This is a genomic window from Haloplanus sp. GDY1 (assembly GCF_023703775.1).
GTDB classification, from domain to species: Archaea; Halobacteriota; Halobacteria; order Halobacteriales; family Haloferacaceae; genus Haloplanus; species Haloplanus halophilus.
The window spans coordinates 2,043,213-2,063,911 of sequence record NZ_CP098514.1; the positions used below are offsets into that span (position 1 = coordinate 2,043,213).

Sequence of the window (20,699 nt, forward strand, 5' to 3'; positions counted from 1 at the left end):
CGTCCAGGTGATCGATGCCGGTCCCCTCGCCGGTCGCCGGACGCTCACACCGTGATCTCCTCGCCGAGCGCCGGCGCCGACGCGTCGTAGCCGTCGGCGGCGAGTTCCTCGGCGAACGCCCCGCACCGATCCCCGTGGTTCACGAGCACGCGGCTCCCGCGATACTCGTCGAGCAGCGACAGGAGCCCCTCGCGGTCGGCGTGCGCGGAGAAGTCGTACCACTCGACCTGTGCGCTGACCGGCATCACCCGGCCGTCGATCTCGGCACGCCCCGTCTCCAGCAGGTCGCGCCCGGGCGTTCCCTCGACCTGGTAGCCCGTCAGCGTGATCTTGTTCGTCGGATGCGACCTGATCTCGGGGACGTACGTCATCGCCGGGCCGCCGGAGAGCATCCCGCTGGTCGTCACGATCACCGTGTTTTGCGCCGCGATTCGTCGCCGCTGTCCGTCGCGACCGGTGACGAACCTGGCGTTCGATTTCGCCCGCCGAAGCGCGTCCGCGTCCCGAACGAACGCGGGGTGGCGGCGGAGCATCTCGGTTACCCGCTTGCCCATCCCGTCGACGTAACAGTCGACGTCGTGGGCGTCACAGATCAACAGCAGCTCCTGTGTCCGCCCGATGGCGAACGCGGGGACGACGACGGTGCCACCCTCCCAGACGGTCGTGCGGACGCTGTCGACGAACCGCGATTCGATCCGCTCGCGGGGGTCGTGCTCCACGTCGGAGTAGGTGCTCTCACAGACGACGACGTCGGCGTCGGGCCGGGCGGTGGAGGCCGACACCAGCCGCTGGTCGTCGGTGTGGAAGTCCGCGGTGTAGAACAGGCGCGTGCCGCCGTCGTCGGACCCCGTCCGAGCGCCCGAGGCGCGCTGCGCCCCGCCGTCCTCCACGAGGACGTGCGCGCTCCCGGGGATGTGGCCCGCGTTGTAGAAGGTCACCTCGTGGCCCGCGGCCTCGAACGTCTCGCGGTAGCCGTGGGTCTCCGAGACCTCCGTGACGCGCCGGACCTCCTCCTCGGTGAACGGGCAGTCGTAGGTACCGCCGTGGAGCTTCAGCGTGTCGCGCGCGAGCGTCAGCGCGAGCTCCCGCGTCGGCGGCGTCCAGTGGATCGGCGGGCGACGGTCGCCCGAGAGCAGGGACGGCACGGCGCCGACGTGGTCGAGGTGGCCGTGGCTGACGACGACTGCCTCGGGATCCGGCGTCTCGACCGGGAACTGGGGTGGGTTGCCGGTCTGCATCCCGAAATCGATGAGGAGGCGGTCGTTGACGAGGATCGCGCTCCGGCCGACCTCGCCCGCCCCGCCGAGGAAACGAACGTCCATGTGGCGTCCAGTAGCCGCACGCGCCGTTTGGGTTCGTCGCTTTCGTTCGAGCCCCCGCTACTCCGCGGGGTCGACCACCTCGTAGTTGATGTTGCCGTCGCGGAGGCGATCCAGATGCGTCGAGAGTTCGTCGGCGACGGCGAGCAGGAGGACGTCGAGCCCCCTGGCGGCGGCCTCCCCGACCGCCTGCGGGGTGCCGAAGCGGACGTCGGGCTCCAGTCCCGCCGCCCGGGCGGCCGCGAGCGCCTCGGTTCCGGCCGTCGCCACCAGGTCCGCGTCGGCGGCGTGATCGGCCGTCGACGCGGCGTCGACGGCGGCGCTCCCGCCGTCCTGCACCCGAGGGACCGAGACGGCGGTCACCCGACCGAGGTCGTAGTCGAGGACGCCCTCGAAGTCGGTGATGCCCACGTCCCGTTCCGGATCGGCGTCCGTGACTGCAACCGCGGTTGTACTCCCGGCCGCGCCGGGGGTCGCCCGGAGGACGCCGTCCCGCATCGACAGCGAGACGGTCTCGCCCTCCGAGATGGGGGCGGTGGCGAGGGCGGTTTCGATCTCCACCTGGCCGATCACGTCCTCGGAGACGTGGGCGACGAACTCGCGGAGTTCGTCGGTCCGCGTGATGAGCCAGTCGACCCCCTCCTTGGTCACCTCGTATCGGCCGCGGCCGGGGCTCCGGACGTAGCCCTCCTCGATCAACCCCTGCAGGTAGTCGCTCACCGCCTGCGCGGTGATGCCGATGTCGTCGGCGATCTCCCGCTGACTGACGGCCGGCTGTCGCTCCGCGATCCCCACGAGGATCTGATACCGCGTCGCCGAGCGCTTGCTCCGCAGGACGCCCGACTCGCCGTCGCCGTGTTCTGCCATCGTCCTCCCTCCGACCGCACTCCACAAGTATCTTTGCCGTAGTCCGGGCTGACTTGTCGTGTTCGCCCCGGAGCCACAACCTGGCGTTCACTAGCGAAGCCACGCTTGTCTCGGAGTCCACGGGGCTTGCCGGTCGGCAGTCCGCGGTCGTCGGTCGGCAGTCGGCGGTCGGCGGTCGGGCCGCCGCCCGCGACTCGCCGCCCCCACGACCCGCCACCCCCGTCGGAACCCCTAACTGACCGACCCCCGTTTCCCACCCATGTCCGTCGTCGACACGACCCTACAGGAGCGGCTGACCCGACGCATCGAGGGCCTCCGGAACGCCGGCGAACTCAAACCCGGCCGTCCCTCGGTCGAGACGGAGACGCTCCGGAACTACCACGCCCGGGCCCGGGCCGACGGCTTCGTCTTCGACGCCGACGAACCCGTCTCCAAGGTCGGCGGCACCGGCCGAGCCCCCCGTCCGCTCCGGTACTTCCTCGCCGGCTTCGCCTTCTGCCTCCAGGCGCAGTACGTCCGCAACGCCGTCCGCATGGGGATCGACCTCGACGAACTCGCGGTCGACGTCGACGGCGAGATCGACCGCCGGGGTGGGCTCGGCCTCCGCGAGGCGCCCGCGGACTTCGAGCGGATCGGATACACGACCACCCTCCGGACCGACGCGTCCGAGGAGCGGGTCCGCGACCTGGTCGACGCCGCCGAGTCCCGCTGTTACGTCCACGGCACGCTCTCGGCGGCGCTCCCCCTCGACGGCACGACGGTCCTGAACGGCTCGCCGCTGTAGGCGTCGACCCACTCGCACGGGGGATGGTCCGTCAGTACCGGCGGCTCCCGGCTTCGGCGAACCACCGGCGGACAGGTACGACGATCCGTCTCAGTCGTCGCTCCGTGGCGTCCCGTCCCCGAGGTCGTTCTCGAAGACGACCGACAGCAGGTGTCGCTGGGCCGCCCGCAGGTGCTGGCTGACCGTCTCCTGGCAGATGCCCATCCCCTCCGCCAGCGCCGACTGGGACACGTCGCGCGGCCGCTCGAAGTAGCCCTCCTCGTGCGCGAGGCGGAGGGTCTGCCACTGCCGGTCGGTGAGTCGCGCGCGGAGGGCCGTCCGAAAGCACTGCGGGGTCAGGAACGGCGGCGCCACCGGCCGTTCGGTGACGGCGACGACCCGCACCGAGGGGTGGGACGCACGGACGCCCTCGACGACGGCCTCCGCCGACCGCGTGGGCGGCAGGGAGACGGTCAGCCGGGACTCCTCGTCGTCGGCGTGGGCCTCCGAGAGGACGGCGCCGGCGTCGGCCACCGACTGCACGACGGCGTCGGCCACCGCGACTTCGAGGAGCGTCTCCCCGTCGCGTCGCTCCAGCAGGGTGGCGTGTCGCGCCCGGGGACAGTCCGCCGTGGCGTCGACGACGCGGGCGGACCCCTCGGCGTCGACGCCGAGGAACTCGAGCGTGTGTTCCCGCCCGTTCGTCGCCGGAATCGCCTCGAGGACGTCGACCCGGCAGTCGAGTTCCCGCGCCGCGTGGACCATCGGGTACGCGGGGTCCTGGAGCGCGAACTCGACTTCGGTGATGCTGTCGGATCGAGGGGTGTCCGAGTTCATGGCACGCGCCTCCGTCGGCCGCCGCGCGACGCTCGGCTCACGGCTCGATGCGGGGACCGACCCGTTCCGGCTTCGTCCCCCGTCGGCAAATACTCGGTGGCTGGACGGGGGGACAGTATAAGACCGAGGCGGGCGAAGCGGCGTGCGTGACCCTACTGGTTCCATTCGACGACTCGGCACTCGCGGAGACGGCGCTGAAACGGGCCTGCGAGTTCGGGGCGTGTCGCGACGAGGCCGTCGTCGCCCTCACGGTGGTTCCGGACGACCGGTCGTTCGCGGAGGAGCGCGGCTGGATCGACGCCGGCGAGGCCTACCGCCCGGACGAACTCTGTACGCGGTTCGAGCAGCGGGTGAAGGCCGTCGACGACGGAGTGGCGTTCCGGTGCGAGCGACCGACCGAGAGCGAGGACGCGACGGCGACGGCGACGGACGACGTGACCCGGACGATCCGGACGGTCGCCGCCGAACTCGACGTCTCGATCATCTTCGTTGGCAGCGAGAACGCCGGGCGCGTCTCGTCGCCGATGACGAGCGTCGGCGACCCGCTCTCGACGGACGCGCGCTACGACGTCCACATCGTCCGCCACGCGGAGTGAGCCGTCGCCGACCGCGGTCACGACCGAACGATCACCTTTTTATCTGTGGATCGTGACCCGGGTGGTATGGCAACACGTGGTACCCGGGAGTCGGGGATCGGGGGCGCGCAACTCCCCGGCGTCGTGCCGTTCGACCTCGCCAACCTGACGCGGTTGAGCTGGGAGCTCGGCGCCCGCGTGGTCGACGACGAGGCGTCGGCGCTCCGCGGCGAGTGGGCCCACGCCGGGTCGCCGTGGGAGGTGTCGGTGTTCGACGTGGCGAGCGAGACGGCGGCCGTACGGGTCCGGACCCCGACCGGCCGCGAACGGTTCTACGGCGCCGCTCGGATGGACCTCGACGCCGCCCTGCCGGCCCTCGACGCCGCCGCCGACTGGGACCGGCGGAGCTGACCCCCCGGAGCCGGGAGCCTGGCGGCTCCGCCCCGTGCCGACGACCGCCACACGGCGGCGAGAATCAGCGCTGAAATTTCCGCCAACGAACGTAAGTCGGTCGTGACCCAACGTCGACGACATGGACGCCAGCGCCTATCGAGAGGAGATCTACGACGTCTTTTCGGGGTCGGGTGAGGAGGTGGAGCCTCGGGTCGAACGGGCGCTCGAAGTCGGGACGGCGTATCTGGATCTGCCCATCGGCTTTCTCACGCGCATCGAGGACGGCACCCAGGAGATCGTCGCGGCGACCGGCGACCACGACCTGATCCGGCCGGGCGAGCGCTGCCCGCTTGACGAGGCGTACTGTCGCCGGACGCTGGAGGCCGACGGGGCGCTGGCCGTCCAGAACGTCGCCGAGTCGTCGGCCGTGGCCGACCGGGCCGTCCGGACGTTCGGCCTCGGAACCTACCTCGGCGCCACGGTGACCGTCGACGGCGACCCCTTCGGGACGGTCTGTTTCGCGGCCGAGGCGACGCGCGAGACGCCGTTCGGCGAGGCCGAGGAGGTGTTTCTCGAACTGCTGGCGAAACTGATCGGGGGCGCGCTCGAACGGCGGGTCCACGAGCGGGAGCTGAAACGGCGAAACGAGCGCCTGGAGCGCGAGAAGGCGCGCTTCGAGGGCATCGCCGAGACGAGCTTCGACGTGCTGTTCCGGGTCGGTCGGGACGCCACCTTCACCTACGTCTCCGCGGCGGCGGAGCGGGTGCTCGGCCACGATCCCGAGGACCTGGTCGGCACGCCGTTCGCCTCGTGGCTCGACGGCGCGGCGGTCGACGACGCGATCCGGGCCTTCGACCGGACGATGGACGGCGAGACGGTCGAGAACCTCGAACTCGACTTCCGGGACGCCGACGGGGACCGGGTGGTCGTCGCGGTGAACGCCACGCCCATCGAGGAGGACGGGCGGGTGGTCGGCGTCCAGGGCGTCGGCCGGGACGTAACCGCCCGCAAGGAGCGGGAGCGCGAACTGCACCGGAAGACCCGGGCGATGGACGAGGCCCAGGTCGGCATCTCCATCGCCGACGCCCGCGACGGCGACCTGCCGCTGGTGTACGCGAACGAGGGGTTCGAACGCGTCACCGGCTACGACACCGCCGACCTGCTGGGGCGAAACTGCCGGTTCCTGCAGGGCGAGGCGACCGACCCCGAGACGATCGATCTGCTCGGCGAGCGCATCGCGGCCGAGGAGCCGGCGTCGGTCGAACTCATCAACTACCGCGCCGACGGGACGCCGTTCTGGAACCAGGTGCGTCTCAGCCCCGTCGAGGACGACGCGGGGACGGTCAGCCACTACCTGGGCTTCCAGACGGACGTGACCGAGCGCAAGCGCACCGAACAGCTGGTTCGGCTGCTCAATCGGGTGCTCAGGCACAACCTCCGCAACGACATGAACGTCATCCGGGGGACGGGGCGGTTCCTCCAGAACGGCCGGCCGGACGACCCCACCGCGCTCGGGGAACGGATCGAGCGGACCGCGGACGGGCTGGTCGGCCTCAGCGAGCAAGCGCGCGAACTGGAGCGGAACGCACGCCGGGAGCGGGAGCCCACCCGGATCGATCCGGCGGCGCTGTTCGAGACGACCGTCGAGGACCTCCCCGCGGACGCCGCGGTCGAGACCCGGGTCGACACCGACCGCGACCTCTGTGCCGGGCCGGAACTGGAGCGGGCGCTCGCGGAACTCGCGGGGAACGGGATCGGACACAACCCGGCCGCCGAGCCGTGGCTCGAACTCGCGGCGACGGACGACGGGGAGTGGGTGACCGTCACCGTCACCGACGACGGCCCGGGGATCGACGACATGGAGACGGCGGTCATCGCCGAGGGCCAGGAGACGGAACTGGTCCACGGCTCCGGACTGGGGCTGTGGCTCGTCAACTGGATCGTGACGCGCTACGGCGGGTCCTTCCAGATCGAAGCGCGGGGCGACGCCGAGGGCTCGGTGGCCACGATCCGACTCCCCGGGATCGGTGCCGACGAGGCCGTCGAGGCGGTCGAGCGGGGGCCGACGGTCCTGTTCCGGTGACGAGGCTCAGTTCGGATCGCCCCGATCGACCGGGCCACAGACCACCGTGACCGGAACCGCCGCGGAGACGTCCATCTCCCGGCCCTTCGGCGAGTATCGGGTGTCAACCGTCTCGACGAGGCCGGCGTCGACCTCGTGGTAGCGGTCGATCCGGCCGTCGCGGGCGTCCAGAAGCGCCGTGACCGCGGGCGCCCGGTGGACACGCTCGCTCGACCAGACGACGGCGCCGTCGCCGACCGCCGCGCGCCGGGGCACGTCGTCGCGGGCGAACAGATCGACGTCGCCGTGGGACCCGGCGGCGTCGTAGCCGCTCTCCGTCAGCGTCCGGGCGACGGCGTCGGGGTCGACGTCGGCCTCGATCACCGTCCCCAGATCCGTCGCGAGCAGGCGGTCGTAGTTCGCGTAGCCGACGCCGAAGTGATCGAGGTCGGTGAGCAGGCGCTTGCGGGGCGTCGTGAACCGGACGGGCGCGGGGTAGCCGAGTTCGCCGGGGCGCCGGAACAGATACCCGTAGCCGCCGTCGACGCCGTCGACCGCGCCGGGCGCCGGGAGCCACTCACGGTACGCCGGCGGGTCGGCGGGCGGCACGTCGATGCGACCGAACTGCTGTGCGGAGCCGAGGGGCGGGAGGCCGGAGGTGCATCCGGAGAGCGCCGTCGCGAACCCGGTCGCGATCAGGCCCGACCCCCGCCGGAGGAGGTCACGCCGCGTCGTGTCGGAGACCATCGGTACGCGTCCCGCTTCGGCCCGTGAGGACCTTACTCCCCGTGACGGACTGTGCGGGGGCGCAGTCCGTCGAAGGTTTTATGAAGTGAGTCCTCCCGGCCCGCCCCTGGAGCGTCCGGTGGCTGCCGGCGTCGATTCTCAGCGGTGATACTGTCGGCGAGCGCATATATACGGGGAGCGAGAACCAACCACGTCATGGGGGGACTGTCGGCACGAACGAGTGGAGCGGCCGTCGTCGGCGGCGGCCTCGTTCTCTCGGCGCTTCACGTCCGGACCGGCGTGCTGCTGTGGGGGCGGCCGATACTGGCGGTCATGGAGTCGTTCGTTCCGCTGTTGCTATCGCTGTCGATAGCGACACTGGGGACGCTGATGTGGCGGGGGGAACTCGTCCCGGAGCGGTTCGCCGGGCGGACCCTGGCGTGGTCGGTGGTCGGCATCGCGGCGCTGGCCGTGGCGGTGGGGTGGCTGTCCGCCGACGCCGCACTCCGCGCCGGGGCGCTCCCGCCGGCGTCGCGGACGCTACTCGGCGCCGTCACCCTCGGGGGCCTCGGCGGCCTCGTGGTCGGCGTCTACGACGCCCGCGGGCGATGGCGGCGGTCGCGGATGGCACAGCTCACCCGGATCAACGACACGCTCCGCATCGCGACCCAGGAGATGGTCCACGCGGCCGACCGGGAGGAACTCGAAGCCGAGGTGTGTGACCGCCTCACCCGGTCCGACCTCTACGACAGCGCGTGGATCGGCCGGTACACACCGGGGACGACCGAGGTGCGACCGGTGGCGTGGGCCGGCCACGACGAGGAGTACATCGAATCGCTCGAAGTCACCGTCGATCCGACGGATCCGGTCGGACAGGGACCGGGCGGCGAGGCGATCCGGACGGGGGAGATCCAGCCGGTCCAGGACGTGTTCGCGGAGCCGACCCTGGAACCGTGGTGGGACCTCCTGGCGAGTCGGGGCGTCGAGTCGATGGCGGTCGTCCCGCTCGTCGGCGGGGACCGCGTCTACGGCTTCCTCAGCGTCTACGCCGACCGGACCAACGCGTTCGACGCCGCCGAGCGGGAGGCGCTCTCGGAACTCGGCGAGAGCATCGGGCACGCGCTGGACTCGATGACGGCCCGGGACCAGCTCGCCCGGCGCGAGCGCGAACTCGCCCGGCAGAACGAGCGCCTCGACGAGTTCGCGAGCGTCGTCTCTCACGACCTCCGCAACCCGCTGAACGTCGCCCGGGGTAACCTCGAACTCGCGCGGGAGACCCCGGATCGGGAGTATCTGGAGCGGATCGCGGGCGCCCTCGACCGCATGGACGACCTGATCGACGACGTGCTCACGCTCGCGCGCGACGGGCGGACGGTGAGCGAGTTCCGCCCCGTCGACCTCCGGTCGGTCGCCGACGCGGCCTGGGCGACGACGACGACGGCGGACGCGACGCTCGTCTTCGCGGACGACCCGGGGACCGTCCAGGGCGACGAGGGACGGCTCGTCCGCGTGTTCGAGAACCTGTTTCGGAACGCGATCGAACACGGCTCGACCGGCTCCCCCGCGGGGACTCGCGGGGGGAGCGTGGCTCACGACGCCGGCGACGAGCCCCCGACCGCCGAGGCCTTCACTCGGGGGACGAGCGCCGACGAACGGGACGGCGACGAACGAGCCTCCGACGAACCGGACGACGACGCCGACGGCGGGCTCACCGTCACCGTCGGTCGCACGGAGAGCGGCTTCTACGTCGCCGACGACGGCCCCGGCATTCCCGAATCCGAGCGGGAGACGGTGTTCGAGACGGGCTACTCCACCGCCACCGACGGCACCGGGTTCGGCCTCAACATCGTCCGGAGCATCGCGGAGGCCCACGGCTGGGAGGTGACCGTGACCGAGAGCGCGGCCGGCGGCGCCCGCTTCGAGTTCAACGGCATCCCCGCGGCGGAAGACGAGCGCGTGGAGCGACCGCCGGGCGACGGGAGCGCGGCCGACGACGCCGACTGAGGCCGGCGCGGATCAGGACGGGACGATGACCGCCCGCCCCTCGATGTCGCCGTGTTCGAGGCGCTCGGCGACGGTGTTGATCTCGTCGAGGCCGTACCGCGAGGTGCGGAGTTCCACCTCACCCTGGTCGACGAGTGCGACCAGTTCCTGCAGTTCGGTGTACCGGCCCACGAGCGTCCCCCGGTAGTCGAACTCGCCGTCGACCAGCGCCTGTGCGGGTTCGTGGATGTGGCCGCCGTAGCCGATGACGTGGTGGTCGCCGCCCGCGGCGACGATGTCGGGGGCGTACGCCGTCGTCTCGTCGGCACCGACGAAATCGAGCACCTGCTTGGCGCCGACGCCGTCGGTGATCGCCTCGATCTCGGCGGCTACGTCCGCGCTCGACGGGTCGACGGTGTGGCTCGCGCCGAGGTCGGTCGCGAGGTCGCGAGCCGCCGGCTTGAGGTCCAGCGCCGTGATCTCGGCGGCGCTCATGGCGTCGAGACACTGCAGGCCGATGTGGCCGAGGCCGCCCACGCCGATGACGACGGCGTGATCGCCGGGGGCGAGTTCGCGAACCGCCCGCTTGGCGGCGTGGTAGGCGGTGATGCCGGCGTCGGCGTGGGGGGCGATGTCGGCCGGATCGACGCCGCCGGGTAGCGGGATGACCGCTCGCTCGTTCGTGTGGAGATACTCCGCGAACCCGCCGTCGGTCGTCAGGCCGGGAAACTGCGCGTTCTCGCAGTACATGTCCTCGCCGAGGCGGCAGGGGCGGCAGGTGCCACAGGTCATGTGGGGGTGACAGATCACCCGGTCGCCGGGGTCGACGATGTCGACGTTCTCGCCCACCTCCGCGACGGTCCCCGCGTTCTCGTGGCCGAGGGTCAGCGGCAGGTCCTGTGGCGCGTAGTCGGTCCACATCCCCTCGATGATGTGATTGTCTGTCTGACACCATCCGGCCCCCTCCACCTCCACGACGACGGCGTCTGGGTCGGCGGCGGCCGGGCGCGCCACCTCGTCGATGGACAGCGCGTCGCTCATGTCCTCCGTGTACTCGTGCAGTCGTGCGGCGAGCATGTGCGGGTGGTTCGCTCCCGACGGCAAAAGCGTTGCTCCGACGACAATCACGAACGACCACAACAGTTATTTGTCAACATTCCTCACGGACGGTCGTACCATGTACGAGTACGAGGGCGAGGACGTGTTCGTCATCGACTCCCACCTCCACCTGTGGGACGCCACCGAGGAGAACATCGTCCACGAGGGCGGGGAGCAGTTCATCCAGTGTTTCTACGACTACCACACCGCGTTCACCCCGGAGGAAAAGCAGTGGTCGCTGGAGGAGTACCGGAAGTACGGCGCCGACCGGATGATGGAGGACCTGTTCGGATCGGCCGCGGTGGACATGGGCATCTTCCAGCCCACCTACCTCACCGACTTCTACGACGAGGGGTTCAACACGACCGAGCAGAACGCCGAACTCGCCGAGGAGTACCCCGAGCGGTTCGTCCTCAACGGCACCTTCGACCCCCGGGACGGCGAGGAGGGGCTGGCGTATCTGGAGGAACTGAACGAGAAGTACGACCTGCAGGGCGTGAAACTCTACACGGCGGAGTGGCGCGGCGACTCGAAGGGGTGGCGCCTCGACAGCGAGGAGTCCTTCAGGTTCCTGGAGAAGTGCGCCGAACTCGGAATTCGGAACATCCACCCGCACAAGGGGCCGACCATCCGGCCGCTCAACCGCGACGCCTTCGACGTCGCCGACGTCGACGACGCCGCCACCTCCTTCCCCGAACTCAACTTCGTCGTCGAGCACGTGGGCCTGCCGCGACTGGACGACTTCTGCTGGATCGCCGCCCAGGAGCCCAACGTCTACGGCGGCCTCGCCGTCGCGGCGCCGATGGCCGTCCACCGCCCCCGGAAGTTCGGCGAGATCATGGGCGAACTCCTCTTCTGGCTGGGCGAAGATCGGTTGCTCTTCGGCTCCGACTACGCGCTCTGGAACCCCGACTGGCTGGTCGACGTGGTGATGAACGCCGAGTTGACCGACGAGCAACGCGACGAGTACGGCGTCGAACTCGACCTGGAGACGAAACGGAAGATCATGGGCGAGAACGCCGCTCGCCTCTACGACATCGACATCGAGGAGAAGAAAGAACAGTTCCGCTCGGACGACGTGACCGAGGAGTTCGGCCTCGGCGACCACTACGCCGGCGAGACGTCCGCGACGCCGGCGGACGACTGATGGCGGCGGACTCGCTCGACGGCGACGACGGCGAGGTGAGCGAGGCGGCCGTCCGGGAGCGCCTCGACCGCGTCACCGACCCCGAACTCGACACCTCCATCGTCGACCTGGAGTACGTCGACGAGATTCGGATCGACGGCGACGAGGTGTCCGTCGCCATGACGCTCCCGACGGCGTGGTGTTCGCCCGCCTTCGCGTGGATGATGACGACCGACGCCCGCGACGAGGTGGAGTCGCTTCCGGGCGTCGCCCGCGCGCGGATCGAACTCCGCGAGCACATGCACGAACGGGAGATCAACCGCGGCGTCAACGAACGCCTGTCGTTCGGCGAGGCGTTCCCCGACGCCGACGGGAGCGTCGACCCCGTCCGCGCCGAACTCGACGAGAAGGCGCGGATCGCCCGTCAGCACGACGCCACGGGCGCCCTCCTCGACGCCGGCCTCTCGGAGACACAGATCGCCGAGTTGACTCGTGACGACCTCGATTTCGACGGGGACCGCGCTCGGGTCTGGTGCCGCGACGGCGGCCTCGCGGTGCGCGTCGACGCCGACCCCCTGGAGCGATACCTGGAGAAGGCCGAGGCGACGGGGCTGCTCGACGACGACCGCCCCGAACTGTTCCGGACCCCGGAGGGCGACCCCATCGACCCCGACGCGTTCGAGACGGTGCGCCACCGCACCCGGCTGGCGGGGGTCAACATGAGCGGCCAAGGGTCGGTGTGTGACGCCCTCCACGAGTCGCGCCGCGCCGAGGACCGGCCCCCGCTGTCGATGCGGTCGGATTAGCTGCCGAGCAGCCCGCCCGGCCCCGGCGGTGGACCGCCGCCGTCGCGTTCGCCGTCCCCGTCGTCCTCCGGTTCACCGTGGCCGGGTTTCGCCAGCCCGTACCGGCCACGCGCGGCGAAGTCCCGGGGGCTCCAACCACACTCGGGGCAGGCCTCCAGGTCGTAATCGAAGTCGACGCCACAGCCGAGACACTCGTTTTCGGCGCCCATCGTCACTCACGCGTCCCGAGGCCGGGACGCCCCAGTCCGTAGCGACCGCCGGCGGTCCACTCCTCGCGGCTCCACCCGCAGTGCGGACAGGTCGCCTCGCCGTAGTCGAACGGCTCGCTGCAGCGCTGACACGCGGTCCCTCGATCCATGAGTCGTGGTACCGCGTGACTCTCCCTAAGCCTGTCGCCGTCACGGATCCGTCTCGACGCGTATCCGCGCGTCGGAGCCCACCGTCGTCGACGGGGCGGCCTCCGGTCGAGCGCGACGCGGTCGACGCCGAGCGGCCGGCGTCGGCGGGACCTCGGGACGGGGGCCGCTACCCGGGGACGCCGCTCCGGAAGCCACGCTGGATCGTCATGGCGTGGGCGTAGTCGGCCTCGGAGAGGACGCCGACGAGGTCGCCGTTCCGCTGGACGATGGCGTCGAGGCCTCCCGAGCCCTGTAGCTCCACGAGCGTGTCGAAGGCGTCGGCCGAGGGATCGACGCGCGGAACGTCGCGCATGATCTCCGCGACCGTCGTGGTCGCGTGGTCCCGTCGGCCGGCCGTCCGCAGGTCGGAGAGGGCAACGACGCCGACGGGCGACCCGTCCGCGTCGAGGACCAGGTGGATCGGCTTGCGGTCCCGGAGCAACTGCTCGCCCAGTTCCTCGACGGTCGTCGTCGTGGTGACCGTCGCGGGATCACGGGTCACGATGTCGCCGACGGTGAGCCCCTCGAAGAGTTCGTCGAGGAGGACCGCCTTCGACTCCGTCGTCGCTGCCCCGTAGATGAAGAACGCGAGGAGGAGCAGGATGATCTGGAAGTCGAGGACGCCGACGATGACAAACAGGAACGCGAAGCCGACGCCGATCCGGGCGGCGATGCGGGTCGCGACCCCGTACGGCCGCGACCGGGCGAGCAGCGCACGCAGGATGCGCCCGCCGTCCATCGGGAACGCCGGGAGGAGGTTGAAGACGGCCAGCGTGACGTTCGTGATGGCGAGCCAGCCGAGGACGAACCGCGGGACCTGCAGGGAGGCCGGCGCGACGAGGACGCCCGCGTAACAGACGACGGCGACGAGGACGCTCGAAACCGGGCCGGCGATGGCGATCCAGAACTCCCGGTCCCACTCCTTCGGGAACGTCTTCAGCGACGCGAGGCCGCCGAGGATCCAGAGCGTGATCGACTCGATTTCGAGCCCGTACCGCAACGCGACCCACGAGTGACCGAGTTCGTGGATCGTGACGCTCACGAACAGGCCGACTGCCGCGACGATGCCGACGAGCCACGGAGTCGATCCGGCACGGAGGCGGGCCAGGTCGAAGCCGACGCCGGTGAGCCCCTCGACGAGGCCGGCGTAGAGTTCGATCTGCTGGCCGCTGCCGATCAGCCACGCGAGGATCGGGAGGAAGAGCAACAGGGACGTGTTGACTCGGATCGGGATGTCCCAGATCTCGGTGATCGTGTAGCTTCGCATACGTCCGGTGACGGGGTCGGGCCCTAAATTCGTGGTCCCGCCCGCGGACCGGCACTCCCCGGCGACAGATATACACTCCGCCTCGGCGACTGGACGGACGATGACCCGCGCCTCGCTGGGGCCGCTCGTCAAACTCAAGGAGACGGTCGGGGTGTTCGTCCGCAACGCCCCCTCGCCGCGGGAACTGCTCGCGAACCGGACCCAGCGCTTCGACCGCCTGCACGCGATCCTCCCCTCGACCGCGGCGCCGGGCGAGTCGCTCACCCTCACCGTGCAGGCGTGGGATCAGTGCGAGCGCCTCCACCGCGACTTCGAGGCCACGGTGACGGTGACGGCGACGGATTCCGAGGCGACCCACCCGCGCACCGTCACGTTCGACCCCGCATCGGACGGCGTCGAACGGGTCGCGGGCGTCGCCTTCGAGTCGCCGGGGGTTCACTACCTCACGCTGACGGAGGACCGCACCGGCGAGCGGTTCGTCTCCAATCCCGTCCGCGTCACCGACGACGACCGCCGGGTGTACTGGGGTGACATCCACCTGCACTCCATCCGGTCCGACGGCACGGGCGACGCCGCGGACGGCTACCGGTTCGGGCGCGACGTGATGGACCTCGACGTGGCCGCCTACACCGATCACGACACGATGGGCTTTTTCATCCCGCCGGGGTGGCAGCGCCGGCGGATGCACCGCGAGTACTTCGAGGAACTCTGCTCGCTGGCCGACGCGTTCGACGACCCCGGCGAGTTCGTCGCGCTCCCGGCCTACGAGTGGACGAAACAGCCGAACGCGGGCGGCCACCTCAACGTCTACTTCGAGGACGGCGCGGACGCGACGCTGATCGACTCCCTCGCGGCCGAGTCGAACACCTACGAACGCCTCTGGGAGCGCCTGCGGGAGTGGGAGCGGACCCACGACTCGCGGGTGGTGACGGTTCCCCACCACCCCGCGGAGGCGATGTACCCCTTCGATTTCGCGGCCGTCGACTACGACGACGAACTCGCGCCCCTCGTGGAGGTGTACTCCCAGTGGGGGTCGAGCGAGCGCCCCGGCAGCGAGGGCAACCGGTTCCCGCTGGCGATGGGGCAAGGCGAGATGGACGAGGCCGGCTACTACGTCCGGGACGCGCACCGACTGGGGTACCGGGTCGGGATGATGGGCAGCGCGGACTTCCACGGCCCCTATCCCGGGCACTCGATCATCCACACGCGCCCCCACCTCCCGTCGCTCGACGAGTGGCGCGAGGCGGGGCTGGGGTGGGGGAACGTCTGGCGGGTGTGGAACGAGCGAAGCTATCCCGGCGGCCTCACCGCCTTCCTCGCGCCCGACCTCACGCGGGAGTCGATCCTGTCGGCGCTTCGCTCGCGGTCCGTGTACGCGACGACCCAGCCCCACCGCATCCTCGTCGACTTCCGGGTGAACGGGACGGACGTGGCCGAGCAGGACGACGCGGTCGTCGTCGCGGACGCCGACACGCCGCGCGAGGTGCGCGTCGAGGTGGCGGGGACGGCGCCCGTCGAGACCGTCGAAGTCGTCAAGAACGACGCGGTCTGGCGAACCGTCGACGGCACCGACGACCCCGACGCCGACCTCGACGCCTACGCCGTCGCCGGCGAGTGGACCGACGACGATCCGATCACGGGGATGCGGTGGGACGAGGCGCGCGGCACCGACGGCGACGTGTACACGGTGCGGGTGCGGCAGGCGAGCGCCGACCGGTATCCCGGCATGGCGTGGGTCGGCCCGCTCTGGGTCGAGGCGGCGTAAGCACCCCCAAAGCTATCCGCTCGCCGGCCGTACCGACGGGCGAGCGACTGGCCATGGCGAGGATCGTCCCGAAGCGCGTGACCGCACGCGTCGACGACGAGTTCGTCGTCTTCCGGATCGGCATGCGCATCAACTCGCTGTGGAAGGTCCACGAGTGGCTGCCGGTCTTTCTCGCGATGCCGCGGATGTTGCGGGAACTCGAAGCCGACCCGGAGAGCGGCCTGCTCGCGACGCAGTCGAGTTTCGGGCTCCGGAACCAGGTCATGACCCAGTACTGGGAGTCGTTCGACGCCCTCCACGAGTACGCCCGGGACGCGGACGGCGAACACCTGCCGGCGTGGAAGGCGTTCAACCGGCGGGTGGGCGAGGGCGGCGACGTGGGTATCTGGCACGAGACGTTCCTCGTCCGCGACGGCGAGTACGAGGCCGTCTACAACAACATGCCCCCGACGGGGCTGGGCGAGGTGGGCGACCTGGTGCCCGCCACGGGGTCGCTCGAAACGGCGCGGGAGCGACTCGGTCGGTCCGCGGACGACGGGCGGTCGCCGCCCGAGGGCTGACCCGCGGGGGCGTCAGTCCCCCACGTCGCCGGCGTCGCTCCGCGCGCGCTCGACCGTCGCCGCCTCGTCGGTGCGGAGGTCCGAGACGAAGCCGAACAGGTCGTCGAAGTCGTCGATTCCCTCCTGGACCATGTACTGCACGTACCGGTGTTTCCGGTGGAACTCCGCCTCCACCGCCTCGACGTCGCGGTCGCTCGCGTCGGCGAGGCGATGGAAGAGGCGGAAGCCAAGCGCCCGGTGGCCGTCGTCGAGGTGCGGGTGGGCGTAGTCGAACCGGAAGCGGCCGTCGGTGTCCCGGCGCGCGACGACGTTCCAGTAGAGGGTGCGTCCGCCCTTCTCGACGGCGCCCGAGGGGAGCTGTCCGCCGCCGAGGTCCTCGTACTCCCGTTCGCTCAGGAGTTCGACCGCCTCGGCGACGTAGCGGTCGCCGTCGACGTGGTGGGGGAAGACGACGAGATCGATCTCGCGCAGGAGATACGGGGCGAGTCCCTGCTCGATCACCCGGTTGATGAGCGTCTGTACGTCCTCGGCGTGGGTGGTGCCGACGACGCCGTGGCCCGTGTTGAGCGTCTCGCCGAACGTCTCGAAGGAGGCCGGCGTGTTGATCTCCGCGATCACCTCGACGTCCGGGTTCAGGTAGTTGGTTTCGGTCATCAGGCGGGCCATCGTCACGCGCTTGTACTCGTTCTCGTGGTCGCGGGTGGTCAGCGAGATGCCCGTCTCGTGGGGGAGCCGCACCTCGCGGCTCCCCTCGTCGATGGAGACCGGGCGGTCGTCGTAGGGGACGAATGGCATGTGGGCGTTCATGAGCGTCGTCTTCCCGACCCCGGTCGGCCCCGAGAAGAGGACGATCCCGTGGCTCTCGTAGAGCATCCACAACAGGGTGACCAGTTCCGTCGGGAGGGCGTCGCGCTCGATCAGATCGACGGGCGTCATGGCGTCGCCGGCCTGCTTCCGGATGGAGACGTGGGGGCCGTCCTCGGAGATGACGGGCAGCGCGACGGCACACCGGATGGTCTCCTCGACGCCAGGGGGTTCGAGGTTCACCTTCGCGCTGGGGCGACTCGCGCTGAGTTCCGTCCCGTCGCTCGCCGCGAGCTGGGTGACGACGTTGACGAAGGCCGTCTCGTCGTCGAAGGCGAGGTTCGTGGGCACCCGGCCGACGGGGAGTTCGTCCGCACGGGGGATCACCTTCACCCGTTCGTCGACGCGGTTGGCCTCCACGTCCTCCAGATGGGGGTCGCGGATGGGGACGGTGAGGACGCCGTGGCCCACGTAGTCACGGAGGACGTAGTAGACCAGGTCGTCGAGGCGGTCGGTGGCGTAGCGGCTGTCGACCGGCGGGACGGCGAGGCCGTATTCGGCCAGCGCCGTCGTCAGGCGGTACCTCGTCGCCGCGACCCACGCCCGGGTGTTGCGGGCGGTGAGCCGACGGGAGAGGAACTGGCGGGCGCGCTCGCGGACGAACGCGTGACGGTCCTCGACCACGTCCTCGACGTTCGCCTCCCAGATCCGCTCCTTGCACTCCTCGATGAGTTGCTCGTCGCCGGGGAGCAGGTCGGGTTCGAGGACGGCGTACTTCGTCGAGAACTGGTCGCTCCCGAGCAGGTGTTCGCGGTAGATCACCACGTCCACGTCGAAGCCGGCGAAGTCGACGGTGTACCGGCGGAGGCGCTCGCCGGCGACCCGGTCGATAAAGCGGGCGTCGGCGTCGAAGGCGGTGCGGGCGGGGGCGTAGTTCTCGGTGTGGACGACCACCCGCTCGTCCGCCCGGCCCACGTCCACCACCTCGATCCGGTCGTCGAGGGCGAGCGGCGTCGATCCCTCCAGCAGTCGCAGTTCGCACAGCGCGTGGTAGGTGAGGCGGCGCCACGTGGCCGGCGAGGCGTCGATCAGCCGGTCGAGCGCGCGCCGGTACTTGGGTTCGAAGCCCGCCTCGGCGCGCTCGGCGGTCCCCTCGCGGGTCAGCGGCCGCCGCCGGTTGACGACCGTGAAGTGATCGCGGATCCGCTCCATCGCCGCCCGGTCCTCGGGCCCGAGACCGGGTTCGCGGACGCCGTACTCGAACTCGTCGTCGGTCTCGCGGATCGTCGCCACCACGCCGGGCGACACCTCGTACTGTGCGACCACGTCGGGCGCGTACCACGCTCCGGAGTCGTCGGGCGGTCGCGGGGCGGGGACCGGGCCGTCGTCGGTTCCCGTGGCCGCGCCGCCGGCGGCGAGCGTCGATCCGTCACTCATCCGTCGGGTCACACCTCCGCGGGGGGCGACATAGCCGTTGGTGCCTCGCTATCAGTTATAATACTCGGGGTGGGGCCGGGACGGGGGTCGCGTGCCCCGTTCCGGTTCAGTCCGCGCCCGCTTCGGTGCCCGGCGACGCCGGGTTCGACGGGGCCGTCGCCTCCGGCCGCTCCCCGAGGTCGAACTCGTCGAGCAGCGTCAGGAGGGCGTCGGCCTCGGTCGCGAGGTCGTCGACGCGCGCCGCCACGTCGGACAGCGAGTCGGTCTGTTCGCGGGCGGCCTCGGCGACGCTCGTCGCACCGGCGGCCGTCTCCTCGCTCGTCGACTCGATCTGCTCGACCATCGAGACGGTCTCCTCGGTCGAGGCGGCCTGCTGGTCGGTCGCGTCGGTGATCTCTCGCATCCCCTCGTCGGTCTCGTGGGCGAGTTCCGCGATGGTGTCCAGGGCGTCGATGGCGGCCTCGACCGTCTCGACGGCGTCGGCCACCTCCTCGGTCGTCCGGCGCATTTCCTCGACGGTCGTCTCGGTCTGGGTCTGGACGCCGTCGATGATCTCCTGGACGTCGGTCGCTTCCGCCTGTGCCTCCTCGGCCAGCGACTTCACCTCGTCGGCGACGACGGCGAAGCCCTCGGCGCCCTCGCCGGAGTGGGCGGCCTCGATGGAGGCGTTCAGCGCGAGCAGGTTGGTCCGTTCGGCGATGTCGGAGATGGTCGCGACGATGTCGCCCATCCGGGTCATCCGGTCGTCGAGTTCGCGGAGCTGGGCCATCGTCTCGCCGGTCCGCGTCTCGATGGCGTCCATCCGTTCGACCGCGGCGGCGGCGGCCTCCTGTCCCTCGTCGCCCGCCTCGGCGGTGCGGGTGGCCACCTCGGCGACGCTGTCGGCCGAGGCGGCGATCTCCTCGATCGTCGCCGAGAGGTCGCTCATCTCGCTCACGATCCGCTGGAGCTGGTCGCGTTGCTCCTCGGCGTCGTCGGCGATGTCGCCCGTGGCGTCGCTGATCCCCTCGCTCGCCCGCGCCACCTCGTCGAGGTCGGCGGACGCGTCGACGGTGCGCTCGGAGACGGTGTCGGCGAAGGCGTACACCTCCGCGACGGTCCCCTCCAAGTCGTCGAGCATGCGGTTGAACGAGCGGGCGATGGTGGCCATGGCCTCGCTCTCCTCGTCGGGGTCCATCCGCACCGAGAGGTCCTTGTCGGCGGCCGCGGCCATGACCTCGCCGTACCGGTCGGCGGTCCGTTCGAGGTGGTCGGTCAGCGCCTCCAGTTCGCGGGTGTTCCGCCGGAGGTTATCGGCCATCCGGTCGAGGGAGTCGCCGAACGATCCGGGGACCGACTCCTCGAGGACGGGCGCGTCGAACTCCTGGCCCGCGAGGGCGTCCGCCTGCGCGGAGACCGTCGCCAGCGACGCCCGCATGTCGTCGAAGGCGTCGACGAGGCTGCCGAGTTCGTCGTCCTGGTCGTGGGCCTCGACGTGGGCCTCGTCGACCTCGCCGGCGGCGACCGTCGTCGCCGCGTCCTCCAGCGCCCGCACCGGCGCGACGAAGTCCCGGCGGGCGATCCACAGCGTGTTCGCGAACGCGACGGCGGCGCCGGCGAGGAGGGTGACGGTCACCGCCGTCCGGACGGTCCCGCTCAGGACGAAAGGGAGGACGGCCAGCACGGCCGCGACGGCGAACTGGATGGTCACCGCCGTGACGATCTTTCGCTCGATGGACTCGTCGATCCCGAGGGCGTCCATCGTCCCCCACAGCGCCCGTCGATACTGCTCCCTGAACATGGCCGACACTGGAGCGTCACCCCACATGAAGACACGGGTGCGATTATCAGTGCGTAGGAACGGCGTGTCGTCCCCGGCGGTGACTCGGACCGGCGATTCTCGTCGCTGCGAATCGTCGCGGGGGTCGGCGGCG

19 protein-coding genes are annotated in these 20,699 nt (G+C 70.9%); 9 read left to right on the plus strand and 10 right to left on the minus strand.

The window, feature by feature from the left end; genetic code table 11:
- Window positions 1-44 precede the first annotated feature (44 nt).
- Window positions 45-1,322, minus strand: a complete 1,278-nt coding sequence (locus tag NBT67_RS11035; protein WP_251341772.1) for an MBL fold metallo-hydrolase — start codon at window positions 1,320-1,322, stop codon at window positions 45-47.
- A 57-nt stretch (window positions 1,323-1,379) separates the two neighbouring features.
- The gene (locus NBT67_RS11040) at window positions 1,380-2,186 is read right to left on the minus strand and encodes a DUF7839 domain-containing protein (protein WP_251341773.1); all 807 of its coding nucleotides are present in this window, start codon (window positions 2,184-2,186) and stop codon (window positions 1,380-1,382) included.
- Between the two features lie 259 nt (window positions 2,187-2,445).
- Between NBT67_RS11040 and NBT67_RS11045 the strand changes: the two genes are divergently transcribed.
- A complete protein-coding gene (locus NBT67_RS11045; protein ID WP_251341774.1) occupies window positions 2,446-2,970 on the plus strand; it encodes an OsmC family protein in 525 nt (174 codons plus the stop codon).
- A gap of 90 nt (window positions 2,971-3,060) precedes the next feature.
- Here NBT67_RS11045 and NBT67_RS11050 read toward each other — a convergent pair whose 3' ends face one another.
- Entirely contained in the window at window positions 3,061-3,786 is a 726-nt protein-coding gene (locus NBT67_RS11050; RefSeq protein ID WP_251341775.1) for a bacterio-opsin activator domain-containing protein, read from the minus strand.
- Between the two features lie 146 nt (window positions 3,787-3,932).
- Here NBT67_RS11050 and NBT67_RS11055 point away from each other — a divergent pair, with 146 nt between their 5' ends.
- From NBT67_RS11055 to NBT67_RS11065, 3 genes are all read left to right on the plus strand, one after another.
- Entirely contained in the window at window positions 3,933-4,382 is a 450-nt protein-coding gene (locus NBT67_RS11055) for a universal stress protein (RefSeq protein ID WP_251341776.1), read from the plus strand.
- A 66-nt stretch (window positions 4,383-4,448) separates the two neighbouring features.
- Complete coding sequence (locus tag NBT67_RS11060; RefSeq protein ID WP_251341777.1) at window positions 4,449-4,772, plus strand: hypothetical protein; 324 nt, start codon at window positions 4,449-4,451, stop codon at window positions 4,770-4,772.
- 121 nt (window positions 4,773-4,893) lie between these two features.
- Entirely contained in the window at window positions 4,894-6,837 is a 1,944-nt protein-coding gene (locus NBT67_RS11065; RefSeq protein ID WP_251341778.1) for a PAS domain S-box protein, read from the plus strand.
- Between the two features lie 6 nt (window positions 6,838-6,843).
- Here NBT67_RS11065 and NBT67_RS11070 read toward each other — a convergent pair whose 3' ends face one another.
- Window positions 6,844-7,563 carry a hypothetical protein gene (locus NBT67_RS11070; protein ID WP_251341779.1) on the minus strand — a complete coding sequence of 240 codons (720 nt, stop codon included), beginning with the start codon at window positions 7,561-7,563 and terminating at the stop codon, window positions 6,844-6,846.
- Between the two features lie 195 nt (window positions 7,564-7,758).
- Here NBT67_RS11070 and NBT67_RS11075 point away from each other — a divergent pair, with 195 nt between their 5' ends.
- Window positions 7,759-9,546: a receiver/sensor box histidine kinase gene (locus tag NBT67_RS11075; protein ID WP_251341780.1), complete on the plus strand. Its 1,788-nt coding sequence runs from the start codon at window positions 7,759-7,761 to the stop codon at window positions 9,544-9,546.
- Between the two features lie 12 nt (window positions 9,547-9,558).
- Here the strand turns inward: NBT67_RS11075 and NBT67_RS11080 are convergent, their stop codons facing one another.
- On the minus strand, window positions 9,559-10,602 hold the full coding sequence (locus NBT67_RS11080; protein ID WP_251341781.1) for an NAD(P)-dependent alcohol dehydrogenase: 1,044 nt from the start codon (window positions 10,600-10,602) through the stop codon (window positions 9,559-9,561).
- Between the two features lie 100 nt (window positions 10,603-10,702).
- Between NBT67_RS11080 and NBT67_RS11085 the strand changes: the two genes are divergently transcribed.
- Together NBT67_RS11085 and NBT67_RS11090 are read left to right on the plus strand one after the other, a co-directional pair.
- Window positions 10,703-11,770 (plus strand): amidohydrolase family protein, encoded by a 1,068-nt coding sequence (locus NBT67_RS11085; protein WP_251341782.1) that lies wholly within the window; start codon window positions 10,703-10,705, stop codon window positions 11,768-11,770.
- Window positions 11,770-12,555 carry an iron-sulfur cluster assembly protein gene (locus NBT67_RS11090; RefSeq protein ID WP_251341783.1) on the plus strand — a complete coding sequence of 262 codons (786 nt, stop codon included), beginning with the start codon at window positions 11,770-11,772 and terminating at the stop codon, window positions 12,553-12,555. The genes NBT67_RS11085 and NBT67_RS11090 overlap by 1 nt, the downstream gene beginning before the upstream one ends.
- Here the strand turns inward: NBT67_RS11090 and NBT67_RS11095 are convergent.
- The 3 genes from NBT67_RS11095 to NBT67_RS11105 form a co-directional block, all read right to left on the minus strand.
- The gene (locus NBT67_RS11095) at window positions 12,552-12,764 is read right to left on the minus strand and encodes a hypothetical protein (RefSeq protein ID WP_251341784.1); all 213 of its coding nucleotides are present in this window, start codon (window positions 12,762-12,764) and stop codon (window positions 12,552-12,554) included. The genes NBT67_RS11090 and NBT67_RS11095 overlap by 4 nt on opposite strands.
- A gap of 2 nt (window positions 12,765-12,766) precedes the next feature.
- Window positions 12,767-12,913 (minus strand): hypothetical protein, encoded by a 147-nt coding sequence (locus tag NBT67_RS11100; RefSeq protein WP_251341785.1) that lies wholly within the window; start codon window positions 12,911-12,913, stop codon window positions 12,767-12,769.
- A gap of 167 nt (window positions 12,914-13,080) precedes the next feature.
- Window positions 13,081-14,220 carry a site-2 protease family protein gene (locus NBT67_RS11105; protein WP_251341786.1) on the minus strand — a complete coding sequence of 380 codons (1,140 nt, stop codon included), beginning with the start codon at window positions 14,218-14,220 and terminating at the stop codon, window positions 13,081-13,083.
- Window positions 14,221-14,320: 100 nt separating this feature from the next.
- Between NBT67_RS11105 and NBT67_RS11110 the strand changes: the two genes are divergently transcribed.
- Both NBT67_RS11110 and NBT67_RS11115 read left to right on the plus strand, forming a co-directional pair.
- Window positions 14,321-15,985 (plus strand): DUF3604 domain-containing protein, encoded by a 1,665-nt coding sequence (locus NBT67_RS11110; RefSeq protein ID WP_251341787.1) that lies wholly within the window; start codon window positions 14,321-14,323, stop codon window positions 15,983-15,985.
- A gap of 53 nt (window positions 15,986-16,038) precedes the next feature.
- A complete protein-coding gene (locus tag NBT67_RS11115) occupies window positions 16,039-16,545 on the plus strand; it encodes a DUF4188 domain-containing protein (RefSeq protein WP_251341788.1) in 507 nt (168 codons plus the stop codon).
- Between the two features lie 12 nt (window positions 16,546-16,557).
- Here NBT67_RS11115 and NBT67_RS11120 read toward each other — a convergent pair whose 3' ends face one another.
- Window positions 16,558-18,786: a type II/IV secretion system ATPase subunit gene (locus NBT67_RS11120; RefSeq protein ID WP_251341789.1), complete on the minus strand. Its 2,229-nt coding sequence runs from the start codon at window positions 18,784-18,786 to the stop codon at window positions 16,558-16,560.
- Between the two features lie 106 nt (window positions 18,787-18,892).
- Window positions 18,893-20,566, minus strand: coding sequence for a methyl-accepting chemotaxis protein (locus NBT67_RS11125; RefSeq protein ID WP_251341790.1), 1,674 nt, complete (start codon window positions 20,564-20,566; stop codon window positions 18,893-18,895).
- Window positions 20,567-20,699 lie beyond the last annotated feature (133 nt).